Source organism: Enterobacter sp. EGD-HP1, assembly GCF_000733275.2.
In the GTDB taxonomy this organism is placed as follows: Bacteria; Pseudomonadota; Gammaproteobacteria; order Enterobacterales; family Enterobacteriaceae; genus Enterobacter.
The window spans coordinates 490,934-516,843 of the sequence record NZ_AVOP01000001.1; the positions used below are offsets into that span (position 1 = coordinate 490,934).

Genomic DNA, 25,910 nt, shown 5'->3' on the forward strand with positions numbered 1-25,910 from the left:
GCCTTCCGCACAAAAGCCAGCGCGTTTTTCCAGCTAACCATTCGTTAACAATCCATTCATTTTCCGGGTTGCAAACCAGGTCACATTTAACACGGTTGCACAAAGTTGCAACATGGGGGATATTTCACGCTATCTACAGAACGCTATTACAGAACAACAGGAGCTTTGGCATGGGTATGACCACCATGGGGGTTAAGCTGGATGACGCTACCCGCGAACGGATTAAGACCGCAGCAACCCGCATTGACCGCACGCCGCACTGGTTAATTAAGCAGGCGATTTTTAACTATCTCGAAAGACTCGAGAGCGATGAAGGTCTGCCGGAACTGCCTGCCCTGCTGGCCGGCGCGGCGAACGAAAGCGAGGAAGCGCCAGCCGCTGGCGACGAGAACCATCAGCCGTTCCTCGAATTCGCCGAGCAGATCCTGCCGCAGTCCGTCAGCCGTGCCGCCATTACCGGCGCCTACCGCCGCGCCGAAACCGACGCCGTGCCGATGCTGCTGGAGCAGGCTCGCCTGCCGGAAGCCATTGCCACGCAGGCGCACAGCCTGGCGTATCAATTAGCCGACAAGCTGCGCAACCAGAAAACCGCCACCGGCCGCGCCGGGATGGTTCAGGGTCTGCTGCAGGAGTTTTCCCTCTCCTCTCAGGAAGGCGTGGCGCTGATGTGCCTGGCGGAAGCGCTGCTGCGTATTCCGGATAAAGCCACCCGCGACGCGCTGATCCGCGACAAGATCAGCAACGGCAACTGGCACTCCCATATTGGCCGCAGCCCGTCGCTGTTCGTCAACGCCGCCACCTGGGGCCTGCTGTTTACCGGCAAACTGGTCTCCACCCATAACGAAGCCAACCTCTCCCGCTCCCTGAACCGCATCATCGGCAAGAGCGGCGAGCCGCTGATCCGCAAAGGCGTGGACATGGCGATGCGCCTGATGGGCGAGCAGTTCGTCACCGGGGAAACCATTGCCGAAGCGCTGGCGAACGCCCGCAAGCTGGAAGACAAAGGCTTCCGCTACTCCTACGACATGCTGGGTGAAGCGGCGCTGACCGCCGCCGACGCGCAGGCCTACATGGTCTCTTACCAGCAGGCGATCCACGCCATCGGTAAAGCGTCCAACGGTCGCGGTATTTATGAAGGCCCGGGCATCTCTATTAAGCTCTCCGCCCTGCACCCGCGCTACAGCCGCGCGCAGTACGACCGGGTGATGGAAGAACTCTACCCGCGCCTGAAGTCCCTGACCCTGCTGGCGCGCCAGTATGACATCGGCATCAACATCGACGCCGAAGAGGCCGACCGTCTGGAGATCTCCCTCGATCTACTGGAAAAACTGTGCTTCGAACCGGAGCTGGCGGGCTGGAACGGGATTGGTTTCGTCATCCAGGCCTACCAGAAGCGCTGCCCGTTCGTCATTGATTACCTGATTGACCTGGCAAGCCGCAGCCGCCGTCGCCTGATGATCCGTCTGGTGAAAGGCGCCTACTGGGACAGCGAAATCAAACGCGCCCAGATGGAAGGGCTGGAAGGCTATCCGGTCTATACCCGCAAGGTTTACACCGACGTTTCTTACCTCGCCTGTGCGAAAAAGCTGCTCGGCGTACCGAACCTGATCTATCCGCAGTTCGCTACCCACAACGCCCACACCCTGGCGGCGATCTACAGCCTGGCCGGGCAGAACTACTACCCGGGCCAGTACGAGTTCCAGTGCCTGCACGGCATGGGTGAACCGCTGTACGAGCAGGTCACCGGTAAAGTGGCGGACGGCAAGCTGAACCGCCCGTGCCGTATTTACGCCCCGGTAGGTACGCACGAAACCCTGCTGGCCTACCTGGTGCGTCGTCTGCTGGAAAACGGCGCGAACACCTCCTTCGTTAACCGCATCGCCGACACCACCCTGCCGCTGGACGAGCTGGTGGCCGACCCGGTGCAGGCCGTTGAGAAGATGGCGGCGCAGGAAGGCCAGATTGGCCTGCCGCATCCGAAGATTGCCCTGCCGCGCGAGCTGTATGGCGCAGGCCGCGTCAACTCGGCGGGTCTGGATCTCGCCAACGAACATCGTCTGGCGTCGCTCTCCTCTGCCCTGCTCAACAGCGCATTGCAGAAATGGCAGGCCAAACCGATCCTCGAGCAGTCCGTCGAGGACGGCGACATGCAGCCGGTGATCAACCCGGCCGAGCCAAAAGATATCGTCGGCTACGTGCGTGAAGCCACCGAAGCGGAAGTGGATCAGGCCCTGGAGAGCGCGGTGAACAACGCCCCTATCTGGTTTGCCACGCCGCCGCAGGAGCGCGCCGCGATTCTGGAACGCGCCGCCGTGCTGATGGAAGATCAGATGCAACAGCTCATCGGCATTCTGGTGCGCGAAGCGGGTAAAACCTTCAGCAACGCCATCGCCGAAGTGCGCGAGGCCGTCGACTTCCTGCACTACTACGCGGGCCAGGTACGCGATGATTTCGATAACGAAACCCACCGTCCGCTGGGTCCGGTCGTCTGTATCAGCCCGTGGAACTTCCCGCTGGCGATCTTCACCGGCCAGATTGCCGCCGCGCTTGCCGCAGGCAACAGCGTGCTGGCAAAACCGGCAGAGCAGACCCCGCTGATTGCCGCGCAGGGTATCAACATTCTTCTGGAAGCCGGCGTGCCTGCGGGCGTGGTTCAGCTGCTGCCGGGCCGCGGTGAAACCGTCGGTGCTAAGCTGACCTCCGATAACCGCGTGCGCGGCGTGATGTTTACCGGCTCGACCGAAGTGGCGTCTCTGCTGCAGCGCAACATTGCCACCCGTCTGGATGCGCAGGGTCGTCCTACGCCGCTCATCGCAGAAACCGGCGGGATGAACGCCATGATCGTTGACTCCTCCGCGCTCACCGAGCAGGTCGTAGTCGACGTGCTCGCCTCCGCCTTCGACAGCGCCGGTCAGCGCTGCTCCGCCCTGCGCGTGCTGTGCCTGCAGGACGACGTGGCGGACCACACGCTGAAGATGCTGCGCGGCGCGATGGCCGAATGCCGCATGGGCAACCCGGGCCGTCTCACCACCGACATCGGACCGGTGATCGACGCGGAAGCCAAAGCCAACATTGAAAACCACATTCAGACCATGCGCGCGAAAGGCCGTCCGGTGTTCCAGGCGGTGCGCGAGAACAGCGAAGATGCCCGCGAATGGCGGACCGGCACCTTTGTGCCGCCAACGCTGATTGAGCTGGCGAGCTTCGACGAGCTGAAAAAAGAGGTCTTCGGCCCGGTGCTGCACGTGGTGCGCTACAACCGTAACAACCTGAACGAGCTGGTTGAGCAGATCAACGCCTCCGGCTACGGCCTGACGCTCGGCGTGCATACCCGTATCGACGAGACTATCGCGCAGGTCACCGGCAGCGCCAAAGTGGGCAACCTGTACGTTAACCGCAACATGGTTGGCGCGGTCGTGGGCGTGCAGCCGTTCGGCGGCGAAGGCCTTTCCGGCACCGGACCGAAAGCGGGCGGTCCGCTCTACCTGTACCGTCTGCTGGCGAACCGTCCGGAGAACGCCCTGGGCGTCACCCTGGCACGCCAGGATGCGGACTATCCGGTGGATGCGCAGCTGAAAACCGTACTGACGCAGCCGCTGGAGGCGCTGATCGCCTGGGCGGAAAAACGTCCTGAACTGCGTGCCGTTGCTCAGCAGTACGGCGAACTGGCCCAGGCGGGCACGCAGCGTCTGCTGCCGGGGCCTACCGGCGAGCGCAACACCTGGACGCTGATGCCGCGCGAGCGCGTGCTGTGCGTGGCCGATAACGAGCAGGACGCGCTGGTGCAGCTGGCTGCCGCGATGGCAACCGGGTGTGAAGTGCTGTGGCCGGAAGATGCGCTGCATCGCGAGCTCGGCAAACAGCTGCCGAAAGCGGTCTCGGCCCGCATTCGCTTCGCGAAAGCCGATGCGTTGCTGACGCAGCCGTTTGATGCGGTGATCTACCACGGTGATTCTGACCAGCTGCGCGAACTGTGCGAGCAGGTGGCGGCCCGCAGCGGCGCCATCGTTTCCGTGCAGGGCTTCGCCCGCGGGGAAACCAACCTGCTGCTGGAACGTCTGTACGTGGAGCGCTCGCTCAGCGTCAACACGGCGGCGGCAGGCGGTAACGCCAGCCTGATGACAATCGGTTAATCGTGTAAACTTTCCCCGGTGGCGCTACGCTTACCGGGGCTACAAAACAACCGTAGGCCGGATAAGCGCAGCGCATCCGGCTTTTTTACGCGGAGGGAATGATGAAAAGAGTATTTCTCGCAGGCGCAGCACTGCTGCTTAGCGCAAGCGCGCTGGCCGACGAGTGCGACAACGCGACCACCCAGCTTGAGCTGAATACCTGTAGCGCGCAGCAGTACCAGGCTGCCGATAAAAAGCTCAATCAGACCTATCAGGCCGCCGTTAAGCGTGCGGCAGCCCCCCAGCGTGACCTGCTGAAAAAAGCGCAGCAGGCGTGGATTACCCTGCGCGACGCGGACTGCGCATTTATCGGTTCGGGAACGGAAGGCGGGAGCGTCCAGCCAATGATTGTTAACCAGTGCCTGGCGGAAAAAACCGTGGAGCGCGAAGCGTTTCTGGCCTCGCTGATGCAGTGTGAAGAGGGCGACTTAAGCTGCCCTCTCCCGCCGGGCTGAGGGATCCCCACAAAATAATGCCTGCACGGACGGCCCCTCTCCCTTGAGGGAGAGGGCTGGGGTGAGGGGGAACTAGCGCAGGCGGATCCCTTCAATAATCATCCGCTGCACGTTTTCCAGGGTGCTGTGGAAAAACGCCTCGTCCTGGAGCGTTTTACCGGTCACCGCCTCAACCTGGGCCGCAAAATCAGCGTAATGCTGGGTGGAGGCCCAAATCATAAAGATCAGGTGATGCGGGTCGACCGGGGCCAGCTTTCCGCGGGCGACCCACCCGGCAATAATGGCCGACTTATCGTCCACCAGCTGCTTTAAATCTCCGGTGAGTTCCGCCTGCAACAGCGGCGCGCCCTGCAGCATCTCAAGGCAGAACAGCCTTGATGCCTGCGGGTAATCGCGCGACACCTCCAGCTTCAGGCGAATGTACTCTTTAATCGCCACCAGCGGGGCCAGCTCTGCGCGGAAGGCCTTCAGCGGCGCCAGCCAGATATCGAGGATCTGCTGCATCACCGCGATATAGAGCGCCTCTTTCGACGGGTAGTAGTAGAGCAGATTGGTTTTGGATACGCCGGACTGCTCCGCCACCTGCTCCAGGCGCGTGCCGTGAATACCAAACTGCGAAAAGGTCTCCAGCGCCGCGCTGAGGATCGCCTGCTTCTTGGCGCTCACCGCCTGCGAACGTTTACCTGGTGTTTTCACTGCGCCTTGTGCCATTCCCGCTCTCCTTATTCTGCGTTGCCCTCAGCATAGCAAAACCCCCGTCTCGCCACGACATCCTGCACTCCGATCGCGCATGAATGCCTGTTTTCTGTGCAATGTTTTTGACCAGTTAGTCCACATTTAGCCGCATCAATCCACCAACTTCCGATTAACACATTAATAACACTGCCATTTTCAAAACTGGCACCGCCTTTGCAAAAACACCGTTACACCTGCGACGTAATGAAGAGAGGTTCGTGATGAAAATTGGCGTATTTGTACCCATCGGCAACAACGGCTGGCTTATCTCGACCGCTGCACCGCAGTACATGCCGACCTTTGAGCTGAATAAAGCCATCGTGCAGAAAGCGGAGCACTACCATTTCGACTTTGCGCTTTCGATGATCAAGCTGCGCGGCTTTGGCGGTAAAACCGAATTCTGGGATCACAACCTGGAGTCCTTCACCCTGATGGCCGGGCTGGCCGCGGTCACCTCGCGTATTCAGATTTACGCGACCGCCGCCACCCTCACCCTGCCCCCGGCGATCGTGGCGCGCATGGCCTCGACCATCGACTCCATCTCCGGCGGGCGCTTTGGCGTCAACCTGGTCACCGGCTGGCAAAAACCCGAGTACGAGCAGATGGGGCTCTGGCCGGGTGACGATTACTTCTCTCGCCGCTACGACTACCTGACCGAATACGTGCAGGTCCTGCGCGATCTGTGGGGCACCGGCAAAAGCGACTTCAAAGGTGACTTCTTCACCATGAACGACTGTCGCGTCAGCCCGCAGCCGTCGGTGCCGATGAAGGTAATTTGCGCCGGGCAGAGCGACGCGGGGATGGAATTTTCCGCCAAATACGCCGACTTCAACTTCTGCTTCGGAAAAGGGGTCAACACGCCTGCCGCCTTCGCCCCAACCGCCGCGCGAATGAAAGAGGCCGCCGACAAAACCGGGCGCGACGTGGGCTCCTACGTGCTGTTTATGGTCATCGCCGACGAGACCGACGACGCCGCGCGCGCGAAATGGGAGCGCTATAAGGACGGCGCCGACGAGGAGGCCCTGAGCTGGCTCACCGAGCAGAGCCAGAAGGATACCCGTTCCGGGGCGGATACCAACGTTCGCCAGATGGCCGACCCGACCTCCGCGGTCAATATCAACATGGGCACACTGGTCGGCTCTTATGCCAGCGTCGCCAGAATGCTCGACGAAGTGGCGGCCGTCCCCGGCGCGGAAGGCGTCCTGCTGACCTTCGATGATTTCCTCACCGGCGTGGAGACCTTCGGCGAGCGCATCCAGCCGCTGATGCAGTGCCGCGCCCACATCCCTGCCGTCACGAAGGAGGTGGCGTAATGACGACCCTTAACGCACGCCCGGAAGCCATCACCTTTGCGCCAGAGCAAAGCGCGCTGATCGTAGTGGATATGCAAAATGCCTACGCCAGCCAGGGCGGCTATCTGGATCTGGCGGGGTTCGACGTCTCCGCCACCCGGCCGGTGATTGAGAACATCAAAACCGCCGTCGCCGCCGCGCGCGCTGCGGGCATGCTCATCATCTGGTTCCAGAACGGCTGGGATGACCAGTACGTCGAGGCCGGCGGCCCCGGCTCGCCCAACTTCCACAAGTCGAACGCCCTGAAAACCATGCGTAAACGGCCCGAACTGCAGGGCAAGCTGCTGGCGAAAGGCGGCTGGGACTATCAGCTGGTGGATGAGCTGGTCCCGCAGGCAGGCGATATCGTCCTGCCGAAACCGCGCTACAGCGGCTTTTTCAATACCCCGCTCGACAGCCTGCTGCGCAGCCGGGGTATTCGCCACCTGGTGTTTACCGGGATCGCCACCAACGTCTGCGTGGAGTCGACCCTGCGCGACGGCTTTTTCCTCGAGTATTTCGGCGTGGTGCTGGAAGACGCGACCCATCAGGCCGGGCCGGATTTCGCCCAGAAAGCGGCTCTGTTCAATATCGAAACCTTTTTTGGCTGGGTCAGTAACGTCAATGATTTCTGCGACGCCCTGAATCCCCCGCTCGCCCGTATCGCCTGAGGAGACACCTGATGCCAAAATCCGTGATTATTCCGCCGGGCACCAGCACGCCCATTGCCCCGTTCGTTCCCGGCACCCTCGCCGACGGCGTGGTGTATGTCTCCGGCACGCTGCCCTTTGATAAAGACAACAACGTGGTGTTTATCAACGACCCAAAGGCGCAAACCCGCCACGTGCTGGAGACGATCAAAACCGTGATCGAAACGGCGGGTGGCACGATGGAGGATGTGACCTTCAACAGCATCTTTATCACCGACTGGAAAAACTACGCCGCGATTAACGAGATTTACGCCGAGTTCTTCCCCGGCGATAAACCGGCGCGTTTCTGCATTCAGTGCGGGCTGGTGAAGCCAGAGGCGCTGGTTGAAATCGCCACCGTTGCGCACATCGCGAAGTGAGGCAGGTATGAAACTCTCCGTCTCGCCGCCCCCGTATGAGGGTGCGCCCGTGGTGGTCTTAATTTCCGGTCTCGGCGGCAGCGGGAGCTACTGGCTCCCCCAACTGGCCGCGCTTGAGCCGGAGTATCAGGTGGTGTGCTATGACCAGCGGGGAACAGGCAATAACCCCGCCATCCTGCCGGAAGGGTACAGCCTTGCGCAGATGGCGGACGAGCTGGCCCAGGCGCTGGCGGATGCCGGGATTGCCCGCTACAGCGTCGTGGGTCACGCGCTGGGGGCGCTGGTCGGCCTGCAGCTGGCCCTCGACAGGCCCGACGCCCTCACCGCGCTGGTGTGCGTCAACGGCTGGCTGACCCTCAACGCCCACACCCGCCGCTGCTTTCAGATCCGCGAGCGCCTGCTGCATTACGGCGGCGCGCAGGCGTGGGTCGAGGCGCAGCCGCTGTTTCTCTACCCGGCGGACTGGATGGCCGCCCGCGCCCCTCGTCTGGAGGCAGAAGAGGCGCTGGCGCTGGCCCATTTCCAGGGCAAAACCAACCTGCTGCACAGGCTCAGCGCCCTGAAAAAGGCCGACTTCAGCCGTCATGCCGCGCGCATTCGCTGCCCGGTACAGATCGTCTGTTCCGCCGACGACATGCTGGTGCCCTCCGTCTGCTCGTCGGAACTGCAGGCCGCGATCCCGCACAGCCACAGCGCGGTGATGCGCCAGGGCGGGCATGCCTGCAACGTCACCGAGCCGGATACCTTTAACACCCTGCTGCTGAACGGGCTTGCCAGCCTGCTGCACAGCCATGAACACGCTTTATAAGGAGCTTTAATGAGCGAAGCCATTACCCCCGCCGCGCTGGAAACGCTGTTTACCGGCGCCCGCACCCACAACGGCTGGCAGGATATACCCGTCAGCGATGAAACGCTGCGCGAAATCTACAACCTGATGAAGTGGGGGCCAACGTCCGCCAACTGCTCCCCGGCGCGAATTGTGTTTGTGCGAAGCGCGGAGGGAAAAGAGAAGCTGCGCCCGGCGCTCTCCAGCGGCAACCTCGAGAAAACGCTCACCGCCCCGGTCACGGCGATTGTCGCCTGGGACGGCGAATTCTACGAGCGCCTGCCCGCGCTGTTCCCGCACGGCGATGCAAAGAGCTGGTTTACCACCAGCCCCGCGCATGCGGAAGAGACCGCCTTTCGCAACAGCTCAATGCAGGCCGCCTACCTGATTTTTGCCTGCCGCGCCCTGGGGCTGGACACCGGCCCGATGTCGGGCTTTGACCGCCAAAAGGTCGACGAGGCCTTTTTCACCGGCACCACGCTTAAAAGCAATCTGCTGATCAACATTGGCTATGGCGATACCCGCAAACTGTACGGGCGCCTGCCGCGTCTGGACTTCGACGATGCCTGCGGGCTGGCGTAAGGAGCGATGATGACGACACCGGATAAACAAACCTTTCGCGACGCCATGGCCTGCGTTGGCGCGGCGGTCAACATCATCACCACCGACGGCCCGGCGGGGATGGCAGGCTTCACCGCCAGCGCGGTGTGCAGCGTAACGGATTCACCGCCCACCCTGCTGGTGTGCCTGAACCGCGGCGCGTCCGTCTGGCCAACGTTTAGCGAAAACCGCACCCTTTGCGTGAATACCCTGAGCGCCGGACAGGAGCCTTTATCAAACCTGTTTGGCGGGAAAACGCCGATGGAGGAACGCTTTGCCGCCGCCCGCTGGCAGACGGGCGACACGGGCTGCCCGCGCCTGGAGGATGCGCTGGCCTCGTTTGACTGCCGCATCAGCCAGGTGGTCAGCGTCGGTACCCACGACATTCTGTTTTGCGACATTGTTTCGATTATCCGCCACCCCGCGCCGCAAGGGCTGGTGTGGTTTGACCGCGGCTACCACGCGCTTATGCGCCCTGCCTGCTAACCCGCCTTAAGGAGACAGACCATGTTCGGATTGCCCCACTGGCAGTTGAAATCGACCTCCACAGAAGCAGGCGTGGTCGCGCCGGATGAACGCCTCCCGCTCGGGCAGACGATGGTGATGGGCGTGCAGCACGCGGTTGCCATGTTCGGCGCGACGGTGCTGATGCCGATGCTGATGGGACTCGATCCTAACCTCTCTATTTTGATGTCGGGTATCGGTACCCTGCTGTTCTTTTTTGTTACCGGCGGGCGCGTGCCCAGCTATCTCGGTTCCAGCGCCGCCTTTGTCGGAGTGGTCATCGCCACCACCGGGTTTAACGGCCAGGGGATCAACCCCAACCTGAGCGTGGCCCTCGGCGGCATCATCGCCTGCGGTCTGGTGTACACCCTGATTGGCCTGGTGGTGATGAAGATCGGCACGCGCTGGATCGAACGCATGATGCCCCCGGTCGTGACGGGCGCCGTGGTGATGGCGATAGGCCTCAACCTCGCGCCGATTGCGGTCAGGAGCGTCTCCGCCTCGCCGTTTGAAAGCTGGATGGCGGTGATCACCGTGCTGTGCATTGGCCTGGTGGCGGTCTTTACGCGGGGGATGATCCAGCGGCTGCTGATCCTGGTTGGGCTGATTGTCGCCTGTCTGGTCTACGCCCTGCTGGCCAACGTTTTCGGGCTGGGTAAGCCGGTTGATTTTACGCTGCTTCATCAGGCCGCCTGGTTCGGCCTGCCGAAGATCACCTCCCCCACCTTCAACACGCAGGCGATGATGCTTATCGCGCCCGTCGCCGTTATCCTGGTGGCGGAGAACTTAGGCCACCTGAAAGCGGTCGCGGGCATGACCGGGCGCAGCATGGATCCGTACATGGGCCGCGCGTTCGTCGGTGACGGGCTGGCGACCATGCTCTCCGGTTCCGTGGGCGGCAGCGGCGTTACCACCTATGCCGAAAACATCGGCGTGATGGCGGTGACCAAAGTCTACTCGACGCTGGTCTTCGTGGCGGCGGCGGTAATGGCGATGCTGCTCGGCTTCTCACCGAAGTTCGGCGCGCTGATCCACACCATTCCGTCACCGGTCATCGGCGGCGCATCAATTGTGGTGTTTGGGCTGATCGCCGTGGCCGGGGCACGCATCTGGGTGCAGCATCGGGTCGATCTCAGCCAGAACGGCAACCTGATTATGGTGGCGGTCACGCTGGTGCTGGGCGCAGGCGATTTTGCCCTGACGCTGGGCGGGTTTACGATTGGCGGAATTGGCACGGCGACCTTCGGCGCGATCCTGCTTAACGCCCTGCTGAGCCGCCGGAAAGGGGATGAAGCGCAGGCGGAAGCCATTACCCCCTCCACCTGAAATAAGTGCCGCTTTCTTGCCGGGTGACGCTGCGCTTACCCGGCCTACAATGAGTATGTAGGCCCGCGCAAGCGTAGCGCCGCCGGGCAAAACGGGCAGCGTGCGCGTTGTTAGCTATCTGCCCCTTGTTCAGCGCTCATCCCGGCAATCGCCTTGCGTCGTTTTTTTAGCTTTAACTCGCTCACCAGCACCCCGGCGACAATAAATGCCGCGCCCACCAGGGCCAGAAGCGGCAATCGCTCACCTGCAATGCGTCCGAAAATCCCCGCCCAGACCGGTTCACCGGTATAAATCACCGTCGCGCGGGTTGGCGATACGCTGCGCTGCGCCCAGTTCATGGTGACCTGAATAATAGCGCTGAAGATACCCAGCCCCAGCGCGACCACAACCAGCCCGGTGGACATCGGCGGCACGGACTCCCCGGCAGGCACCATCGTCGCAAACGCCACCAGCGACGCGGTGGCGAGCTGCACCACCGTCACCCGCTTAACGTCGACCTTGCCCGCCCAGGCGCTAATCAGAATAATTTCCGCCGCAATGGCAATCGCCCCAATCAGGGTGATGATTTCGCCCGGCCCCAGCGCGAGCAGGTTGTTTTCCGGCCCGGCCAGTAAGATCAGTCCGATAAACGCCAGTACGATGCCAATACAGGACATCAGTCCCGGCATTCTGCGGAGACAGAGCCACTGCAAGAGCGGCACCAGGGGCACATACATGGCGGTGATAAACGCAGATTTACTGCTGGAGATGGTCTGCAATCCCCACGTCTGCAGGCTGTAGCCCATCGCTATCGCCACCCCGATCGCCACGCCGGCCTTGAGCTCTTTTAGCGTCAGCCCGCGCAGGGTTTTAAGCGATATCAGCCCGACGGCAATCGCCGCCGTCGCAAAGCGCAGGCCGACAAAGAAGAAGGGATCGCTCAGGGTCACCGCGTACTGGACGGCCAGAAACGTCCCGCCCCAGAACATGGTAATGAGTATCAGGATCGCTTCCTGCGGCTTAACGGAGAATTTGAAACGGGAAACAGACATGCGGCACTCGCAGTTAACATCAATTCTCTAGTGTGCGTTGCCTTTGGTTACAGTTCAATGTTGCAGAAATAAAAAAACCGCCGGGAGATCCCGGCGGCAGGGGTTCAACCCGGCGTGCTACTTACTGCTGCTGCCGTGGCTGTTTTTGCCCCCTTTCTTGCCAGCTTCAGATGCGCGTTGCGGGTCATTCTTAAAATTGCCCCCGCTATGCTGGCCACCTTTACGGCCTGCTTCTGATGCTCTTTCACGGTCTTCTGCGAAATTACCTGAACCACCACGATGGTTTGCCATCTCTAACCTCCAGAATGTGAAACATTAGACATCATATTGCATTCAGTAAAAGAGGAATCTTTCACCTCGCAACACAAGGACAGTGCCTTTATCTGTGCCGCGTGAAACTAAGCTTAGTGGAATGCCGCTATCCGGCAAGCCGCAGGTAATATTCTGCAACATGAACTCAGCCTTTCGGGTGAGATGACGCGACGGCTATTCATAAGCCCTTCTTATCATTTCAAAAATCCGTCGCCGAAAAGTTGTTTCATTTTGCTACAACGCCTTTTTGTAACCATATTGTTATAAATCAAAGAAATGCCGTTCATTTTTGCAGTCTGGCTGTGATGGCATATCTTTAAAAGAACGCAGCGATCCGCTGTCAGAAAAACCAACGAGGAGTGATGCAAAATGGCAAAAGTTCTGGTGCTCTATTATTCCATGTATGGACACATTGAAACCATGGCTCACGCGGTAGCAGAAGGTGCAAACAGAGTTGATGGCGTTGAGGTTGTGGTCAAACGCGTACCGGAAACCATGAATGCCGAGGCGTTTTTAAAAGCGGGCGGTAAAACGCAAAACGCGCCTCAGGCTACCCCGCAGGAGCTGGCTGACTATGATGCCATCATCTTCGGCACCCCAACCCGCTTCGGCAATATGTCGGGCCAGATGCGTACCTTCCTCGATCAAACCGGCGGGCTTTGGGCATCCGGGGCGCTCTACGGCAAACTCGCCAGCGTATTCAGCTCTACCGGCACCGGCGGCGGTCAGGAGCAGACGATTACCTCAACCTGGACTACCCTTGCTCATCACGGGATGGTGATTGTGCCGATCGGCTACGGCGCGCAGGAGCTGTTTGACGTTTCCCAGGTGCGCGGCGGTACGCCGTACGGCGCAACCACTATTGCCGGTGGGGATGGCTCACGTCAGCCAAGCAATGAAGAACTGGCTATCGCCCGCTATCAGGGTGAATACGTCGCGGGTCTGGCCAAAAAACTGAACGGCTAACACCCAACAGGAGGACAAGCATGCCAACTCAAGAATCCAAAGCTCACCACGTGGGCGAATGGGCAAGTTTACGCAACACCTCTCCGGAGATTGCCGAAGCTATCTTTGAAGTCGCTAAATACGATGAAAAGCTGGCCGAGCAGATTTGGGAGGAAGGTAACGATGAGGTGCTGGTGCGCGCCTTCGAAAAAACGGATAAAGACTCGCTCTTCTGGGGCGAGCAAACCATCGAACGTAAAAACGTCTAAGCGTTTCCCCCCGCCGCAGCGGGGGGGTCTCCCTTACTTGGCCGCGTTATTCATCACCGCATTGAATTTATCGACAGGACAGAAGCCGTTCGCATCCACCGGGCAGCCTTTCAGCTCCAGCGTCACGCGCTGCGCGGGCGACTGCAGCGACAGCACGCTGGCGTTACGCAGCTGCTCCGAGCTCTGGTAGACATACTCAATTTTCATCAGCTCCTGGTTGGCATTTTTGTCATGCCAGCGCTGGAAGACAATCTTGCCGCCAATCGGGGTGCGCTCCTGCTGGTCGTGCAGCTGATACGGTTTGAAATCCAGGGCCGTCAGCAGGGAAGCAATGTTCGAGTCATGCCCCACCAGCAGGGTGATTTTCGGCGCTTTCGCCTGTTCGGTGACCAGGGTTTTATCGATATATTTCACCAGCGGTTTCGCCACGTTTTGCGCCACCTCGGTAGAGGTAAACAGCGAATCCTGATAGCCGTTCTTCAGCTTCGACAGCACGCGCCACTGCTGGTCGGTTTTGATTTCGCCCCAGGCCACCTGATCGGCCGGGAAGCCTTCGTAGTACTGCAGCGTGAACGCGTCCACCAGCGAGTTACCCACCTTCAGCGGCCCGGATACGCCAGGCTCTTTTTCATAGTCGGCGCTGAAGGTATCTTTCGCGTCCGCCAGCGAGCAGACCTTTTTCTCTTTGCACGACGGCGAATCGGCGTAGTTCGTCATCTGCTCCAGCAGCTTATAGCTGTCTGCGAGCTGCATTTTCTGCCGCTCGGTCTCCATCGCCTTGAGCGCTTTTTCACGGAATTCCGGCGAGTTATCGGTAATCACCGGATTGAAGGTCGGATCCATGGTGCCCATTTTTTCCTGATGGTGCACGGGAACGTCGCAGCCCGGGAACGCGCCGGTGATAAAGAACTGCGCGGTCGCGACGGTACGCTGCAGGCTGTTAGCGTAAGCATAAACGCTATCCGCCGCCGGACACTCTCCCGTCTTCACCATCCCCTGCTCTGCCAGCCACTCGCGCATGTAATGGCCCATGTAGACTTCCAGCACGCCGCCCTTGGTGGTGAGCTGACCGCCCGGCACCTCCCACTCCGGCCACTGCTTAGGCGTGGACTGCTCCAGCACGCTGCCGTTATTGGCGAGCGGCGCGCGCAGGTTATGGCGACTCATGATTAAAACTTGCTCCAGCTGATACCCTTCCGGCGTCTCTTGCGCCTGCACGCCAAACGTTGCTGAAATGGAACCGGCGACCGCCAGCGCGAGTAGTGCTTTTCTCATCCCTAATTCCTCACTCGTTTTAAAATGTCACGTTCAGTGTGACAGATTCGTGACAATTTTCCGGGAAGCATTTCTCATACTGATGATTAACCTGCTTACGGTGTGTGCCAATTAGTTTTATAATAAAACCACACACCACCGGAGAATTGACCGTGAAACGTACCCGCCTTGAAGAGAGCACCTGCCCCGTCGCCCGTTCACTGGATATCATCGGCGACTGGTGGTCGCTGCTGATCGTGCGCGACGCGCTGCGCGGGGTTAAGCGCTTCGGCGAGTTCCAGAAAAGTCTCGGCATCGCGAAAAACATGCTGACCGCGCGGCTAAAACTGCTCGTCGACCAAGGCATCCTCCGGCTTCAGCCCGCGTCCGACGGCAGCGCCTGGCAGGAATACGTCCTGACCGACAAGGGACGCGCCCTGCAAACGGTGCTGGTTGCCCTGTCCCAGTGGGGGAATGAATTTTTGTTTGCGGAAAACGAATGCGGCACCGTGCTGGTCGATACCGAACAGCGAAAACCCCTGCGTAAGCTGGCGCTTATCGCCGACGATGGGCGCGAACTGACGCCTGAAGAGATCGTGGCAAAACTCCCCTCCTGATCGTTCCCGACGGCAAAAGCACAAAATGCTCAGCAAAATGGTTGCATTATAAAACCAAATAGCAGAGAGTTTATTCAGTTTCATCTTGAAACCAAATAACCCACTTTGCCCTGAGGTAACACACGATGACTACGCAAATCACCACCGCCCTGATTACGGGCGCCTCTTCCGGGATTGGTGCCGTTTATGCCGATCGCCTTGCCGCGCGCGGCGCTAACCTGGTGCTGGTCGCCCGTCGCGAAGATCGCCTGAAAACCCTTGCCGCCGACCTTCGCGCGCGCTATGGCGTGGCCGTCGATATTCTGGTGGCCGATCTTACCGATGAAGCCGGGATCCGCGTCGTGGAAGAGGCGCTGCGCAGCAATACCGCCATTGATACGCTGGTTAACAACGCGGGCACCGCGCAGATGGCACCGTTCCTCGCGGGCGAGGTGGCGCAGCATCAGGCCATTAACACCCTGAACACCACGGCGCTGATGCGCTTAACCTACGCCATCCTGCCCCGCCTGGCGCAGAACAATCGCGGCACGCTGATCAATATCGCGTCGGTATTAGCGCTGCACGTCCGCGCCGGTAGCGCCCTCTACAGCGCCACCAAGGCGTGGGTGTTGAGCTTTACCCGTGGGTTACAGGAAGAGTTTGCCGACAGCAGCGTGCGCATTCAGGCCGTACTGCCCGCCGCCACGGCGACAGAAATCTGGAGCCACTCGGGCGTCACGGTGAACGATCTGCCGGAAGGATCGGTGATGACCACCGATGATATGGTGGATGCATCGCTGGCGGGTCTGGATCAGGGTGAACCGATCACCATCCCGCCGATGCATGACGCCGGCCTGTGGGATCGCTACGAAGCGGCACGTCTTGAGCTGTTCAACAGCGCGTGCACCGGCATTCCGGCACCGCGCTACGTAAAACAGTAGACTAACGCTCCAGCTGGTCGCCGTACTCGCTCATCCAGGCGGCCAGCGGCGAAAGTGCGTCCTGCAGGGTTAGCCCCAGCTCGGTGATTTGATACTCCACGCGCGGGGGGATCTCCGGGTAGACCGTCCGCGTCACCAGCCCGCGCTGCTCAAACAGGCGCAGCTGCTTCGTCAGCTCTTTCTGCGTGATGGGGGCAGCGGCCCGCAGAAGATCGCCAAATCGAACGGGCGTATTAAAGACAATCAGGCGATAGAGAATGGGGAGCGCCCACTTACCGGAGATCAGGTTGACAAACTGCGTCATCGGGCAGGTATACGCCTCAGATTTTTTTTCGCAGCACACCTCCAGCCTTTCTGCCATAGCACACCTCTTGCCTCTTTAGTATCCATTTGGTACCTGGTTTCTTTTAGATACTAACGTTTCTATAGTGCTTTCTCCAGTGACATTTCAGGAGAAGAACATGGGTCGTTTAACAGATAAATATACGCTGATTACCGGCGGCACCAGCGGCATCGGTCTCGCCACCGCGCAGGCGTTTATCGCCGAAGGCGCGCGCGTCGCCGTGACCGGACGCAACCCGGACACCCTCGCCGAAGCAGAGCGCATTCTGGGCGATAAGGCCTGGGTGATCCCGACCGATGCGGGCGATATCGCGTCGCAGAAAGCGCTGGCGGAGACGCTCGCCGCCCGCTGGCCGCGCCTGGACGCGGTGTTTCTCAACGCGGGCGACGTAACGCACGCCCCGCTGGAAGCGTGGCAGGAAGAGGCCTGGGACCGCCTGATGGGCATCAACCTGAAGGGACCGTTCTTTTTAATTCAGGCGCTGCTGCCGCTGCTGAATAACCCGTCGTCGGTGATCCTCTGCGGCTCCGTTAGCGCGCGCATCGGCCTGCCCACCAGCAGCGTATATGCCGCGAGCAAGGCCGCCCTGCTGTCGCTGGCGCGCACGCTGTCGGCGGAGCTGCTGCCGCGCGGGATCCGCGTCAACGGCCTGAGCCCCGGCCCGGTGGAAACCCCGGCGTTTACGAAGACGGGCCTAAGCGACGAGGCGCTTAACGCGATGATGGCAGAGGTGATTAAGCTGGTGCCGCTCGGCAGAATGGGCTCGACGACGGAGCTGGCAAAAGCCGCGCTCTATCTGGCGTCCGACGAGTCGAGCTACACGGTGGGAACGGAGCTGCTGGTCGACGGCGGCATGGGAAGTCTGTAGTTCAAAAGGCGCTGATGCCGGTGACGATGCCGACATACAGCGCCGCCCATACGCAGGCGGAAAGCAGGCTGACGGCGTAGACCTTGACCGCATTCAGCCTGAGCATCCCCGCCGCCAGCGGCACGATATAGCGCAACACCGCCAGAAAACGCGACGTGAACAGCACGACGACGCCGTTCTTTTGCAGCTGATGCTGAACCCGCAAGAACTTGTCGGTATGCTTTGAGGTGAAACGCGTGACCAGCCGGCAGTGCCCCATCAGCTGGCCGATATGGTAGTTCAGCACCGACCCCGCCGTTGCCCCCAATACCACGGCCAGCCACGCCAGCGCAGGATGCATGGTCGCCTGGCTGACGGTAATCCCCGCCAGCAGCATCACCGAGACGGGCGGCAGCACGGAGGAGATCAGCACCGTCGATTTACTCAGCGCCATCATAAATAACAGCGCGAAAAGATGTGCCGGATAGAGCGCAAAATGATTCAGCAGATTATCAAACCACGCCATTTCCCTCTCCTCCGTTGATTATATAATCCTCCATTAGAAATGAATTATCTTAAATAAACCCTCAACGCTTTATTAATAAGATTCTCCTAAACCGTTCTTAAACATTATTTAATTTCCCGAGCGGCAATATCAAATAAGCGTATTATTTCTCACGTTTTACAACGATCTCGTTATGGCGAGGCTCCTGTACAAATACACGTTATCGCTCTGGTAGGTTCGAGAGAATCGACACAGGGTAAAACAGGCACTGTCGAATCAAGGCTTTGTCAGTATAACTTCCCGCACGGGATACGGTGTACAGTGCTGAACCCAGGACGTGGGGATCTCCTCTTCGACATGCCCTGTCTTGCTCGCCCCTGAGAGATGTTATTATTCAAAGGGAATTCACTATGTCTTACGCTATTCACAACCAAAATCTGGCATTCAATGACAGCGCGATCGCGCAATATATGAATACCGATTTTATTGTCCTCGATATTTCATTATGCGTGGCGCTGGCGCGCGAGCAATTCTTCGAAAAATTAAAAGACGACGATATTCCGTCTCATATTTTTATTGAAGACAATGGCCGCCTGGCGGGCATGATTGCCGTGCGCAAATTGCTGCAAACCGCCGATACGGTACGGCCGGTGAAGTCGCTGATGATTTCGCAGTTTTTGCAGGTCAAACCGGAGGATGAACGTGCCGACGTTGCCGGACTGCTGGCGCACGGCGGCGCGGACGTGGTGCCCGTGGTCACCCACGGCAAGCTCGTCGGCTGTCTGACCGAACGCGAAATCGCCCATCTGCTGGAAGATGACGTCACCGAAGATGCCCAGCTTCAGGGGGCGACGCTGCCGCTGGAGAAGCCCTATCTGGACACCAGCCCGTATAGCCTGTGGAAGAAACGCTCCGTCTGGCTGCTGCTGCTGTTTGTCGCGGAGGCCTACACCAGCTCGGTGATCCAGCATTTTGAAGAGGCGCTGGAGTCCGCCATCGCGCTGGCGTTCTTTATTCCGCTGCTGATCGGCACGGGCGGCAACAGCGGGACGCAGATCACCTCCACGCTGGTGCGCGCCATGGCGCTGGGGGAAGTCCGTCTCCGCGACGTTGGCCGCGTGCTGCGTAAAGAGATGACCACCTCGCTAATGATTGCCGCCACGCTCGGTATTGCCGGGTGTATTCGCGCCTGGATGATGGGTATTGGGCTGGAAATCACGCTTATCGTCAGCCTGACGCTGGTGTGCATTACGCTGTGGAGCGCCATCGTCTCGTCCGTGATCCCCATGGTGCTCAAGCGCTGCGGCATTGACCCGGCGGTCGTCTCCGCGCCGTTCATCGCGACGCTTATCGACGGCACCGGGCTGATTATCTACTTTAAAATCGCGCAATATACGCTGGGGCTGGAGTAACGCGGTTCCCTGCCGGGTGGCGCTGCGCTTACCCGGCCTACCCGTCCCGTAGGCCCGTGCAAGCGTAGCGCCGCCGGGCAATACTCAGATCGCACCAAGCGCGCTCACCGCCCGCCCAAACGCCTCAATCGCCAGGGCAACATCCTCAGCCATCACCGATTCTGCCGGATGATGGCTGACGCCCCCTTTGCAGCGTACAAACAGCATGCCGACCGGCCAGCGTTCTGCCAGCGCGATGGTGTCATGCCCGGCACCGCTCGGCAGCGATAATGAGCGCCCCTGCACCGATTCAACGGCCTGTCCCAGCAGCTCCTGCAAACGCGCATCGCACGGCGTGGCGGCGATACGGTAAAACTCCTCGGCGCTGAAGCTCAGCCCGCGACGGGCGGCAATGGCCTGCGCCTGCGCCAGCAGTTCCGCGAGCAGCGCGTCAAGCGGGGCATCCTGCGGGCCGCGAATATCCAGCGAGAGCGCAACCTCGCCCGGGATCACGTTGACCGCACCGGGCAGGCAGCGCAGCTCCCCGACCGTCGCCACCAGGTTGCCGCCCTGCTGTCGGGTGGTGTTTTCGATCAGCACCATCCACTCGGCGGCGGCGGCCAGGGCATCCTTACGGTGATTCATCGGTACGGTACCCGCGTGTCCGGCTTCGCCGGTGAAGCGGCAGCTGAGGCGGCGCGCGCCGTTAATGGCTTCCACCACGCCCAGCGCCAGACCTTCCTGCTCCAGACACGGCCCCTGTTCGATGTGCAGCTCCAGACAGGCGCTGAAATCGTCCTGATGGCGTGCCGCCAGCGCCACGCGGGCGGGATCGAGCCCCGCCTGCACCATCGCCTGCGCCACGCTGATGCCGCTGGCATCACACGTCTCCAGCCAGCCCTGCGGCCAGGTGCCCGTGATGCCCCGGCTGCCTAACAGGGTGATGCCAAAACGGGTGCCCTCTTCGTCGCCAAACCCGACAATCTCGATGGCCTGGGTCAGATGCCGCCCCTGCTGGTGCAGGCTGTCCACCACCTCAATGGCGGTGAGCACCCCGAGCATGCCGTCGTAGCGCCCGGCGTTGCGCACGGTATCGAGATGCGAGCCGAGCAGCACCGCCTGCGCCCCTTCCTGCGCGCCCTCATAGCGTCCACAGATATTGCCCACGCTGTCCTGCCAGACGGTCATACCCGCCTGGCGCATCCACTCGCCGACCAGCTGGTTGGCCTGCAGATGCTGCGTGGAGAGATAGACCCTCGTCAGCGCATCCGGGGTTTCGCTGATGGCGGCCAGCGCGTCGGCGCGCGCCATCACCCGTTCTGCCGCCGGGCTCATTGCGGCGTCTCGCGGCGATAGTGGTCCCACGCGGCCTGCATGGCGGCACCCTGCGTGGTGGTGAACTTCAGGTAGTTCAGCACCGACTCCAGCGCGCTCAGGGTGGTCATCACGCAGTCTTTACGCGCGTTATAGCCCATGGTGCCAATGCGCCACACTTTGCCGTGCAGCGGGCCAAACGAGGTGCCGATTTCAATCCCGAAATCCTCCAGCATCAGCTTACGCACCTGGTCGCCGTTGACGCCCTGCGGGATAACCACGCCCAGCACGTTGTTCATCTTGTGCTTCAGGTCGCCGAAGGTCTCCAGCCCCATCGCCTGAATGCCCTTCAGCAGCGCATCGCCGTGCAGCTTATGGCGCGCGATGCCGTTATCCAGCCCTTCCTGCAGGATCAGCCGCGCGCATTCGCGGGCGCCAAACAGCGCAGTGGTCGCTTCGGTATGGTGGTTCAGCCGCTCCGGCCCCCAGTAGTCCATCACCATGCCGAGATCGAAATAGTTGGAGTAGATCATCTCCTCGTCGCCGTCGCGGTGGACGTCGGTGCGTATGCCCTCCTCAACGCATTTGCGGCGGCGGATCGCCTCCTCCATGCGCGCGCTCAGGGTGATCGGCGAGGTGCCCGACGGGCCGCCGAGGCACTTCTGCATCCCGGCCGAGACGGCGTCCAGCCCCCAGGCGTCGGTCTCCAGCGCGTTGCCGCCGAGCGACGCGGTGGCGTCGGTGTAAAACAGCACGTCGTGGCGGCGGCAGATGGCCCCGAGCTCGGCGAGCGGCTGCAGCATGGTGGTGGAGGTGTCGCCCTGCACGGTCAGCAGCAGGCGCGGGCGAATACGCTTAATCGCATCCTCGACCCGGTCCGGGGTGAACACTTCGCCCCACGGCACCTCGATGGTATGCACCTCCGCGTGGCAGCGGCGGGCAATTTCGCACAGCAGATGACCAAAGCGGCCAAAGACCGGCACCAGCACCTTATCTCCCGGGCGAATGGCGGAGACCAGAATGGCTTCAATTCCCGCGCGGGAGGTGCCGTCCACCAGCATCGTCCAGCGGTTCTCGGTGCGGAACACCCCGCGATAGAGCGCCATCACCTCGTTCATGTAGTGGGTCATGGCCGGATCGTACTGGCCGATCAGCTGGCTCGACATGGCGCGCAGCACGCGCGGGTCGGCGTTGATCGGGCCCGGCCCCATGAGCAGGCGCTGGGGCGGGTTGATTTGCGGAAATTGTGCGATATCCATTGTTAAGTCCTTATCAGTTGAGGCCGCGCACGGAGGAGATGAACTGCTTCAGTTCCGTGGTCTGCGGATTGGCGAACAGCGTTTTGCTGTCGCCCTGCTCCCAGACTTTCCCCTGGTGCATAAACACCACGCGGTCGCCCACTTCGCGGGCAAAATTCATTTCATGGGTAACCAGTATGAGCGTCATCCCCTCGGCCGCCAGCTGCTCCAGCACCTTGAGCACTTCGCCCACCAGCTCCGGGTCGAGCGCGGAGGTGATCTCGTCACAGAGTAAAACTTTAGGCGACATGGCCAGCGCCCGGGCAATCGCCACGCGCTGCTGCTGGCCGCCGGAGAGGCTCGACGGGTAGTAATCCAGACGATCGCCTAAGCCCACTTTCTCCAGCATCTGCTGCGCCAGCTCGCGGCATTCGGCGGCGCTTTTCTTCAGCACCCGACGCGGGGCGAGCATCACGTTTTCCAGCGCCGTCATGTGCGGGAACAGGTTGAAGCTCTGGAACACCATCCCGACCGAGCGGCTGATTTCACGCGCCTGAGAATCCCGGTCGGTAATGGTCATGCCGCCCAGCTTGATGCTGCCGTCCTGATAGCCTTCGAGTCCGTTAATGCAGCGCAGCAGCGTGCTTTTGCCCGACCCGCTGCGCCCGATAATAGAGATCACCTGGCCCATGTCGATATCCAGATCGACGCCCTTGAGCACGTGGTTATCGCCGTAGTACTTCTGCACCTGATTAATGGTGATGAGAGGCATTGAATTTCGTCTCCAGATAGCGGCTGTAGCGCGACAGCGGATAACACAGAATAAAGTAGCCGAGCGCCACCAGCGCAAAGACCTTAAACGGCTGATACGTCACGTTGGTCAGCATGGTCCCGGCCTTGGTCAGCTCGATAAAGCCGATAATCGACGCCAGCGCGGTGCCCTTGATCACCTGCACGGCAAAGCCGACCGTCGGGGCGATGCCGATGCGCAGCGCCTGCGGGGCGACGACGCGAAACAGGGTCTGCCCGAAGGTCAGCCCCAGACAGCGCGACGCTTCCCACTGCCCTTTCGGCAGGGCGCGAATGCTGCCAAACCAGATATCGAGCAGAAACGCGCTGGTGTAGAAGGTGAGCGCCAGCGAGGCGGCGGTCCACGGCGAGACGTCGATGCCGAACAGCGCCACGCCGAAGAAGGCCAGGAACAGCTGCATCAGCAGCGGCGTGCCCTGGAACAGCTCAATATAGCCGCGGATGATGCGCCTCACCGCGCGCCCGCCCGTCAGGCGCAGCAGCAGGAGCGGCAGCGTCACCGCCGCCCCGCCGACAAATGCCACCAGCGACAGCAGCACCGTCCAGCGTCCGGCCAGCAGCAGGTTGCGAATAATGTCCCAGTCGGTAAAGGTGGTCATCATGCCTGCACCCCCAGCCATTTGCGTCCTGCCGCCATCATCAGCTGGCGCAGGGTAATCGACAGCGCTAAGTAAATCCCGGTTGTCACCAGATAAACCTCAAAGCTCAGAAACGTTCTGGACTGGATCAGGTTGGCGGCGAAGGTCAGCTCTTCATACGAGACCTGCGACACCACCGACGAGCCGAGCATCACGATGATGCACTGGCTCACCAGCGCCGGGTAAATGCGCTGCAGCGCGGGCGGCAGAACCACGCGAATAAAGGTCTGCAGGCGGGTCAGCCCCAGCACGCGTCCGGCCTCCCACTGCCCTTTCGGCGTGACCTGAATGCCCGCGCGGATAATCTCGGTGCTGTAGGCGCCCAGGTTCACCACCATGGCCAGCAGCGCCGCTTCCCCCGCCGTCATCTTCAGCCCCAGATTCGGCAGGCCGAAGACGATGAAAAACAGCTGCACAACAAACGGCGTGTTGCGGATGATCTCCACGTACGCGCCCCAGATCCGGCTGAACCAGGTGGTGCGTCCGCTGCGGATCGCCGCCCCGAAAATCCCTATCGCCAGCCCGCCCATGGTCGCCATCACCGTCAGTTGAACGGTGACCCACAGCCCCGCCAGCAGCTCCGGCCAGTGCGGCCAGAGCGCTGAAAAATCGAGTTGCTCAGCCATAGCCTTAAACGCCGAGGCTTGCCGGCAGCGGGGCCTTCAGCCATTGCTCGGACAGGCCGTTCAGCGTGCCGTCCTTGATGCCCTGCTCAATCAGCGCATCCACTTTTGCCTTCAGGGCCGGTTCGTTTTTCTTCAGGCCAATAAAGCACGGCGAGTCTTTCAGCATAAAGCTCGGCACCGGGGCTTTATCCGCGTTCTGGCGCGAAATGGCCGCCACCACGAGGTTGCCGGTTGCCACGTACTGCACCTGTCCAGAGAGGTAGGCGGAGAGCGTGGTGTTGTTGTCTTCGTAGCGTTTCACGTCCGCGTCTTTCGGCGCCAGGCCAGTCAGCACCATGTCCTCCACCGCTCCGCGCGTCACGCCGATGGTTTTTCCGCTCAGCGCGGCGGCATCTTTCAGCTCGGCGCCTTTCGGACCAAACACGCCGAGGAAGAACGGCGCGTAGGCGCGGCTGAAGTCGATCACCTTCTCGCGCTCCGGGTTTTTACCGAGGCTTGAAATGACCAGATCCACCTTATCGGTTTGCAGGTACGGCACGCGGTTGGCGCTGGTCACCGGCACCAGCTGCAGCTTGAGCTTCATCTGTTTGGCCAGATAGCGCGCCATGTCGATGTCGTAGCCCTGCGGCTGCAGATCGGTCCCCACCGAGCCAAACGGCGGGAAGTCCTGCGGAACGGCAATGCGGATGGTACCGCGCTTCTCGATATCCTGAAGCTGGTCAGCCTTTGCCGGCAGCTGTGTGAAGAGACATGCGGCCCCGGCAAGTGCAATCAACAATTTTTTCATGGTGCTTCCCCGTAACGTTAGCATGAAACAAAAGATTCTTTGAATGTGATTTTGCAACTAATGTGCCAGATAGGGCGAAGCGGGGAATATTCTTGTAAAGCCTGATAAAACGCGGACGGGTCGAAAAAACCTGCGTTTCTCCGAGCCGACAGCTGCACCATTTTAATGCAAAGCACCAGCCTGATGCCCCATTATCGCTGTTCGAGTTCGTCCAGCTGCTGGTAGAGGGAGGCAATGTCGTGAATGCGGGGACGGCCTTTATCGAGGATTTCATGCAGGAAGGCATTCGCCAGCAGGTTGATCAGGCTATTGACCGAGGAGTAGCTGTCATAGGCCGAGACGCTGTCCAGCGGGGCGCAGAGCTGCCAGCTCGCCAGCGGAAACAGGCTGTGCGCCTGCGGCTCGCACATCAGCAGCACCGGAATGCCGCGACTCTGAAGCTGCTGCATCATCGGACGGATAATGCGCGGGCGGCGGCGAAAGGCCATCATAACCACCAGATCGTCCGGCGTTATATCCACCAGCTCTTCGCCCAGGCTCTGCCCCGGCTGCGGCAGGACCAGCACCTGACCGCGCGCCTGCAGCAGCTGCTGGCGCAGGTGCAGCGCCGCCGGATAGGCGTTACGCATGCCGATAATGACGATGCGCCGCGCCTTCACCATGCAGGCCATGGCCTCGGCAAACTGCTGCGCGTCGAGGGCATTGACCCACTGGGTCAGGTTCGCCATCTCCTGCTTATAGTGGCGTGCCAGCAGCGTATTGCCCTGCACCGCGTCGCGGTTATCGGTGAGCGGCATCCCGCTCTGGCGCAGGGTGCGCAGCTCGTCGCGCATGTCCTTATATTTCTCATAGCCCAGACGCTTAAACAGACGGCTGACCGTGGCTTTCGACACCCCGCTCAGCTGCGCCAGCTCGGCGCTGTTGTAGCTAATCAGATCGTCAAAATGATCGAAAATAAAATCCGCCACCCGCTGCTCCTGCGGCGACAGCGACGGGTACTGTGCTTTCAGACGTTCATCCAGTTGTTCCATAGCGCCTCTGTAAC

28 protein-coding genes and 1 riboswitch are annotated in these 25,910 nt (G+C 60.8%); of the genes, 15 read left to right on the forward strand and 13 right to left on the reverse strand.

Annotated features, from left to right (window positions below; genetic code table 11):
• The first annotated feature begins 170 nt into the window (after positions 1-170).
• On the forward strand, positions 171-4,133 hold the full coding sequence (putA, locus tag N037_RS02455) for a trifunctional transcriptional regulator/proline dehydrogenase/L-glutamate gamma-semialdehyde dehydrogenase (protein WP_032638700.1): 3,963 nt from the start codon (positions 171-173) through the stop codon (positions 4,131-4,133).
• Between the two features lie 101 nt (positions 4,134-4,234).
• Positions 4,235-4,627, forward strand: coding sequence for a lysozyme inhibitor LprI family protein (locus N037_RS02460; protein ID WP_023335218.1), 393 nt, complete (start codon positions 4,235-4,237; stop codon positions 4,625-4,627).
• 72 nt (positions 4,628-4,699) lie between these two features.
• On the opposite strand, the gene rutR is transcribed toward N037_RS02460, so the two are convergent.
• Positions 4,700-5,338: an HTH-type transcriptional regulator RutR gene (rutR, locus tag N037_RS02465; RefSeq protein WP_032638701.1), complete on the reverse strand. Its 639-nt coding sequence runs from the start codon at positions 5,336-5,338 to the stop codon at positions 4,700-4,702.
• Positions 5,339-5,583: 245 nt separating this feature from the next.
• On the opposite strand from rutR, the gene rutA reads away from it, so the two are divergent.
• Genes rutA through rutG form a run of 7 tightly spaced genes read left to right on the forward strand, consistent with a single transcriptional unit; the run spans position 5,584 to position 11,018 of the window.
• Entirely contained in the window at positions 5,584-6,675 is a 1,092-nt protein-coding gene (gene rutA, locus N037_RS02470) for a pyrimidine utilization protein A (RefSeq protein WP_032638703.1), read from the forward strand.
• Positions 6,675-7,364 (forward strand): pyrimidine utilization protein B, encoded by a 690-nt coding sequence (rutB, locus tag N037_RS02475; protein ID WP_032638705.1) that lies wholly within the window; start codon positions 6,675-6,677, stop codon positions 7,362-7,364. The genes rutA and rutB overlap by 1 nt, the downstream gene beginning before the upstream one ends.
• An 11-nt stretch (positions 7,365-7,375) precedes the next feature.
• Complete coding sequence (rutC, locus tag N037_RS02480) at positions 7,376-7,762, forward strand: pyrimidine utilization protein C (protein WP_010429508.1); 387 nt, start codon at positions 7,376-7,378, stop codon at positions 7,760-7,762.
• A gap of 7 nt (positions 7,763-7,769) precedes the next feature.
• Entirely contained in the window at positions 7,770-8,570 is an 801-nt protein-coding gene (rutD, locus tag N037_RS02485; RefSeq protein ID WP_032638706.1) for a pyrimidine utilization protein D, read from the forward strand.
• A gap of 9 nt (positions 8,571-8,579) precedes the next feature.
• Positions 8,580-9,170 (forward strand): malonic semialdehyde reductase, encoded by a 591-nt coding sequence (locus N037_RS02490; RefSeq protein WP_032638708.1) that lies wholly within the window; start codon positions 8,580-8,582, stop codon positions 9,168-9,170.
• A 9-nt stretch (positions 9,171-9,179) separates the two neighbouring features.
• Complete coding sequence (gene rutF, locus N037_RS02495) at positions 9,180-9,674, forward strand: NADH-dependent FMN reductase RutF (RefSeq protein WP_023327078.1); 495 nt, start codon at positions 9,180-9,182, stop codon at positions 9,672-9,674.
• Positions 9,675-9,695: 21 nt separating this feature from the next.
• On the forward strand, positions 9,696-11,018 hold the full coding sequence (gene rutG / locus N037_RS02500) for a pyrimidine utilization transport protein G (RefSeq protein WP_032638710.1): 1,323 nt from the start codon (positions 9,696-9,698) through the stop codon (positions 11,016-11,018).
• Positions 11,019-11,128: 110 nt separating this feature from the next.
• Here the strand turns inward: rutG and N037_RS02505 are convergent, their stop codons facing one another.
• Complete coding sequence (locus N037_RS02505; RefSeq protein WP_032638713.1) at positions 11,129-12,049, reverse strand: DMT family transporter; 921 nt, start codon at positions 12,047-12,049, stop codon at positions 11,129-11,131.
• A gap of 117 nt (positions 12,050-12,166) precedes the next feature.
• Entirely contained in the window at positions 12,167-12,340 is a 174-nt protein-coding gene (locus N037_RS02510; protein ID WP_024909630.1) for a general stress protein, read from the reverse strand.
• Positions 12,341-12,730: 390 nt separating this feature from the next.
• Between N037_RS02510 and wrbA the strand changes: the two genes are divergently transcribed.
• Together wrbA and N037_RS02520 are read left to right on the forward strand one after the other, a co-directional pair.
• Positions 12,731-13,327: an NAD(P)H:quinone oxidoreductase gene (gene wrbA, locus N037_RS02515; RefSeq protein ID WP_023335210.1), complete on the forward strand. Its 597-nt coding sequence runs from the start codon at positions 12,731-12,733 to the stop codon at positions 13,325-13,327.
• 20 nt (positions 13,328-13,347) lie between these two features.
• Positions 13,348-13,575 carry a YccJ family protein gene (locus N037_RS02520; RefSeq protein WP_008499832.1) on the forward strand — a complete coding sequence of 76 codons (228 nt, stop codon included), beginning with the start codon at positions 13,348-13,350 and terminating at the stop codon, positions 13,573-13,575.
• A 33-nt stretch (positions 13,576-13,608) separates the two neighbouring features.
• On the opposite strand, the gene agp is transcribed toward N037_RS02520, so the two are convergent.
• On the reverse strand, positions 13,609-14,850 hold the full coding sequence (agp, locus tag N037_RS02525; RefSeq protein ID WP_023335209.1) for a bifunctional glucose-1-phosphatase/inositol phosphatase: 1,242 nt from the start codon (positions 14,848-14,850) through the stop codon (positions 13,609-13,611).
• 152 nt (positions 14,851-15,002) lie between these two features.
• On the opposite strand from agp, the gene N037_RS02530 reads away from it, so the two are divergent.
• Both N037_RS02530 and N037_RS02535 read left to right on the forward strand, forming a co-directional pair.
• Positions 15,003-15,446, forward strand: a complete 444-nt coding sequence (locus N037_RS02530; protein ID WP_032638715.1) for a winged helix-turn-helix transcriptional regulator — start codon at positions 15,003-15,005, stop codon at positions 15,444-15,446.
• Between the two features lie 125 nt (positions 15,447-15,571).
• The gene (locus tag N037_RS02535; RefSeq protein WP_032638717.1) at positions 15,572-16,366 is read left to right on the forward strand and encodes an SDR family NAD(P)-dependent oxidoreductase; all 795 of its coding nucleotides are present in this window, start codon (positions 15,572-15,574) and stop codon (positions 16,364-16,366) included.
• Between the two features lies 1 nt (position 16,367).
• On the opposite strand, the gene N037_RS02540 is transcribed toward N037_RS02535, so the two are convergent.
• Complete coding sequence (locus N037_RS02540; RefSeq protein ID WP_032638720.1) at positions 16,368-16,727, reverse strand: winged helix-turn-helix transcriptional regulator; 360 nt, start codon at positions 16,725-16,727, stop codon at positions 16,368-16,370.
• A 100-nt stretch (positions 16,728-16,827) separates the two neighbouring features.
• Between N037_RS02540 and N037_RS02545 the strand changes: the two genes are divergently transcribed.
• On the forward strand, positions 16,828-17,577 hold the full coding sequence (locus N037_RS02545) for an SDR family oxidoreductase (RefSeq protein ID WP_032638722.1): 750 nt from the start codon (positions 16,828-16,830) through the stop codon (positions 17,575-17,577).
• Between the two features lies 1 nt (position 17,578).
• Here the strand turns inward: N037_RS02545 and N037_RS02550 are convergent, their stop codons facing one another.
• Positions 17,579-18,082, reverse strand: a complete 504-nt coding sequence (locus tag N037_RS02550; RefSeq protein WP_032638724.1) for a DedA family protein — start codon at positions 18,080-18,082, stop codon at positions 17,579-17,581.
• Between the two features lie 159 nt (positions 18,083-18,241).
• A riboswitch (M-box (ykoK) riboswitch) is annotated at positions 18,242-18,411 on the forward strand.
• 60 nt (positions 18,412-18,471) lie between these two features.
• On the opposite strand from N037_RS02550, the gene N037_RS02555 reads away from it, so the two are divergent.
• A complete protein-coding gene (locus N037_RS02555) occupies positions 18,472-19,473 on the forward strand; it encodes a magnesium transporter (RefSeq protein WP_023335203.1) in 1,002 nt (333 codons plus the stop codon).
• Between the two features lie 84 nt (positions 19,474-19,557).
• Here the strand turns inward: N037_RS02555 and hpxK are convergent, their stop codons facing one another.
• The 7 genes from hpxK to hpxU all read right to left on the reverse strand — a co-directional run bounded on the left by hpxK (position 19,558) and on the right by hpxU (position 25,896).
• Positions 19,558-20,787: an allantoate amidohydrolase gene (gene hpxK, locus N037_RS02560; RefSeq protein WP_032638726.1), complete on the reverse strand. Its 1,230-nt coding sequence runs from the start codon at positions 20,785-20,787 to the stop codon at positions 19,558-19,560.
• Positions 20,784-22,025 (reverse strand): pyridoxal-phosphate-dependent aminotransferase family protein, encoded by a 1,242-nt coding sequence (locus tag N037_RS02565; RefSeq protein WP_032638728.1) that lies wholly within the window; start codon positions 22,023-22,025, stop codon positions 20,784-20,786. Before N037_RS02565 ends, hpxK begins: the two co-directional genes overlap by 4 nt.
• A 13-nt stretch (positions 22,026-22,038) precedes the next feature.
• Entirely contained in the window at positions 22,039-22,776 is a 738-nt protein-coding gene (locus N037_RS02570; protein WP_032638731.1) for an amino acid ABC transporter ATP-binding protein, read from the reverse strand.
• Positions 22,757-23,413: an amino acid ABC transporter permease gene (locus tag N037_RS02575; RefSeq protein ID WP_071787484.1), complete on the reverse strand. Its 657-nt coding sequence runs from the start codon at positions 23,411-23,413 to the stop codon at positions 22,757-22,759. The genes N037_RS02570 and N037_RS02575 overlap by 20 nt, the downstream gene beginning before the upstream one ends.
• Positions 23,413-24,078, reverse strand: coding sequence for an amino acid ABC transporter permease (locus tag N037_RS02580; RefSeq protein ID WP_032638735.1), 666 nt, complete (start codon positions 24,076-24,078; stop codon positions 23,413-23,415). Before N037_RS02580 ends, N037_RS02575 begins: the two co-directional genes overlap by 1 nt.
• A 4-nt stretch (positions 24,079-24,082) precedes the next feature.
• Positions 24,083-24,865 carry a transporter substrate-binding domain-containing protein gene (locus tag N037_RS02585; RefSeq protein ID WP_010429429.1) on the reverse strand — a complete coding sequence of 261 codons (783 nt, stop codon included), beginning with the start codon at positions 24,863-24,865 and terminating at the stop codon, positions 24,083-24,085.
• 191 nt (positions 24,866-25,056) lie between these two features.
• Positions 25,057-25,896 (reverse strand): MurR/RpiR family transcriptional regulator HpxU, encoded by an 840-nt coding sequence (gene hpxU, locus N037_RS02590; RefSeq protein ID WP_032638737.1) that lies wholly within the window; start codon positions 25,894-25,896, stop codon positions 25,057-25,059.
• Positions 25,897-25,910 lie beyond the last annotated feature (14 nt).

Bases quoted from the DNA above. Each gene is read 5' to 3' on its own strand.
- N037_RS02565 (WP_032638728.1), bottom strand. From the start codon at position 22,025: ATGGATATCGCACAATTTCCGCAAATCAACCCGCCCCAGCGCCTGCTC.
- N037_RS02535 (WP_032638717.1), top strand. From the start codon at position 15,572: ATGACTACGCAAATCACCACCGCCCTGATTACGGGCGCCTCTTCCGGG.
- N037_RS02555 (WP_023335203.1), top strand. From the start codon at position 18,472: ATGTCTTACGCTATTCACAACCAAAATCTGGCATTCAATGACAGCGCG.
- N037_RS02570 (WP_032638731.1), bottom strand. From the start codon at position 22,776: ATGCCTCTCATCACCATTAATCAGGTGCAGAAGTACTACGGCGATAAC.
- N037_RS02545 (WP_032638722.1), top strand. From the start codon at position 16,828: ATGGGTCGTTTAACAGATAAATATACGCTGATTACCGGCGGCACCAGC.
- wrbA (WP_023335210.1), top strand. From the start codon at position 12,731: ATGGCAAAAGTTCTGGTGCTCTATTATTCCATGTATGGACACATTGAA.
- N037_RS02540 (WP_032638720.1), bottom strand. From the start codon at position 16,727: ATGGCAGAAAGGCTGGAGGTGTGCTGCGAAAAAAAATCTGAGGCGTAT.
- N037_RS02510 (WP_024909630.1), bottom strand. From the start codon at position 12,340: ATGGCAAACCATCGTGGTGGTTCAGGTAATTTCGCAGAAGACCGTGAA.
- hpxU (WP_032638737.1), bottom strand. From the start codon at position 25,896: ATGGAACAACTGGATGAACGTCTGAAAGCACAGTACCCGTCGCTGTCG.
- rutR (WP_032638701.1), bottom strand. From the start codon at position 5,338: ATGGCACAAGGCGCAGTGAAAACACCAGGTAAACGTTCGCAGGCGGTG.
- rutB (WP_032638705.1), top strand. From the start codon at position 6,675: ATGACGACCCTTAACGCACGCCCGGAAGCCATCACCTTTGCGCCAGAG.
- N037_RS02550 (WP_032638724.1), bottom strand. From the start codon at position 18,082: ATGGCGTGGTTTGATAATCTGCTGAATCATTTTGCGCTCTATCCGGCA.
- rutA (WP_032638703.1), top strand. From the start codon at position 5,584: ATGAAAATTGGCGTATTTGTACCCATCGGCAACAACGGCTGGCTTATC.
- N037_RS02460 (WP_023335218.1), top strand. From the start codon at position 4,235: ATGAAAAGAGTATTTCTCGCAGGCGCAGCACTGCTGCTTAGCGCAAGC.
- N037_RS02505 (WP_032638713.1), bottom strand. From the start codon at position 12,049: ATGTCTGTTTCCCGTTTCAAATTCTCCGTTAAGCCGCAGGAAGCGATC.
- N037_RS02580 (WP_032638735.1), bottom strand. From the start codon at position 24,078: ATGGCTGAGCAACTCGATTTTTCAGCGCTCTGGCCGCACTGGCCGGAG.
- rutD (WP_032638706.1), top strand. From the start codon at position 7,770: ATGAAACTCTCCGTCTCGCCGCCCCCGTATGAGGGTGCGCCCGTGGTG.
- rutG (WP_032638710.1), top strand. From the start codon at position 9,696: ATGTTCGGATTGCCCCACTGGCAGTTGAAATCGACCTCCACAGAAGCA.
- rutF (WP_023327078.1), top strand. From the start codon at position 9,180: ATGACGACACCGGATAAACAAACCTTTCGCGACGCCATGGCCTGCGTT.
- hpxK (WP_032638726.1), bottom strand. From the start codon at position 20,787: ATGAGCCCGGCGGCAGAACGGGTGATGGCGCGCGCCGACGCGCTGGCC.
- rutC (WP_010429508.1), top strand. From the start codon at position 7,376: ATGCCAAAATCCGTGATTATTCCGCCGGGCACCAGCACGCCCATTGCC.
- N037_RS02520 (WP_008499832.1), top strand. From the start codon at position 13,348: ATGCCAACTCAAGAATCCAAAGCTCACCACGTGGGCGAATGGGCAAGT.
- N037_RS02490 (WP_032638708.1), top strand. From the start codon at position 8,580: ATGAGCGAAGCCATTACCCCCGCCGCGCTGGAAACGCTGTTTACCGGC.
- N037_RS02585 (WP_010429429.1), bottom strand. From the start codon at position 24,865: ATGAAAAAATTGTTGATTGCACTTGCCGGGGCCGCATGTCTCTTCACA.
- putA (WP_032638700.1), top strand. From the start codon at position 171: ATGGGTATGACCACCATGGGGGTTAAGCTGGATGACGCTACCCGCGAA.
- agp (WP_023335209.1), bottom strand. From the start codon at position 14,850: ATGAGAAAAGCACTACTCGCGCTGGCGGTCGCCGGTTCCATTTCAGCA.
- N037_RS02575 (WP_071787484.1), bottom strand. From the start codon at position 23,413: ATGACCACCTTTACCGACTGGGACATTATTCGCAACCTGCTGCTGGCC.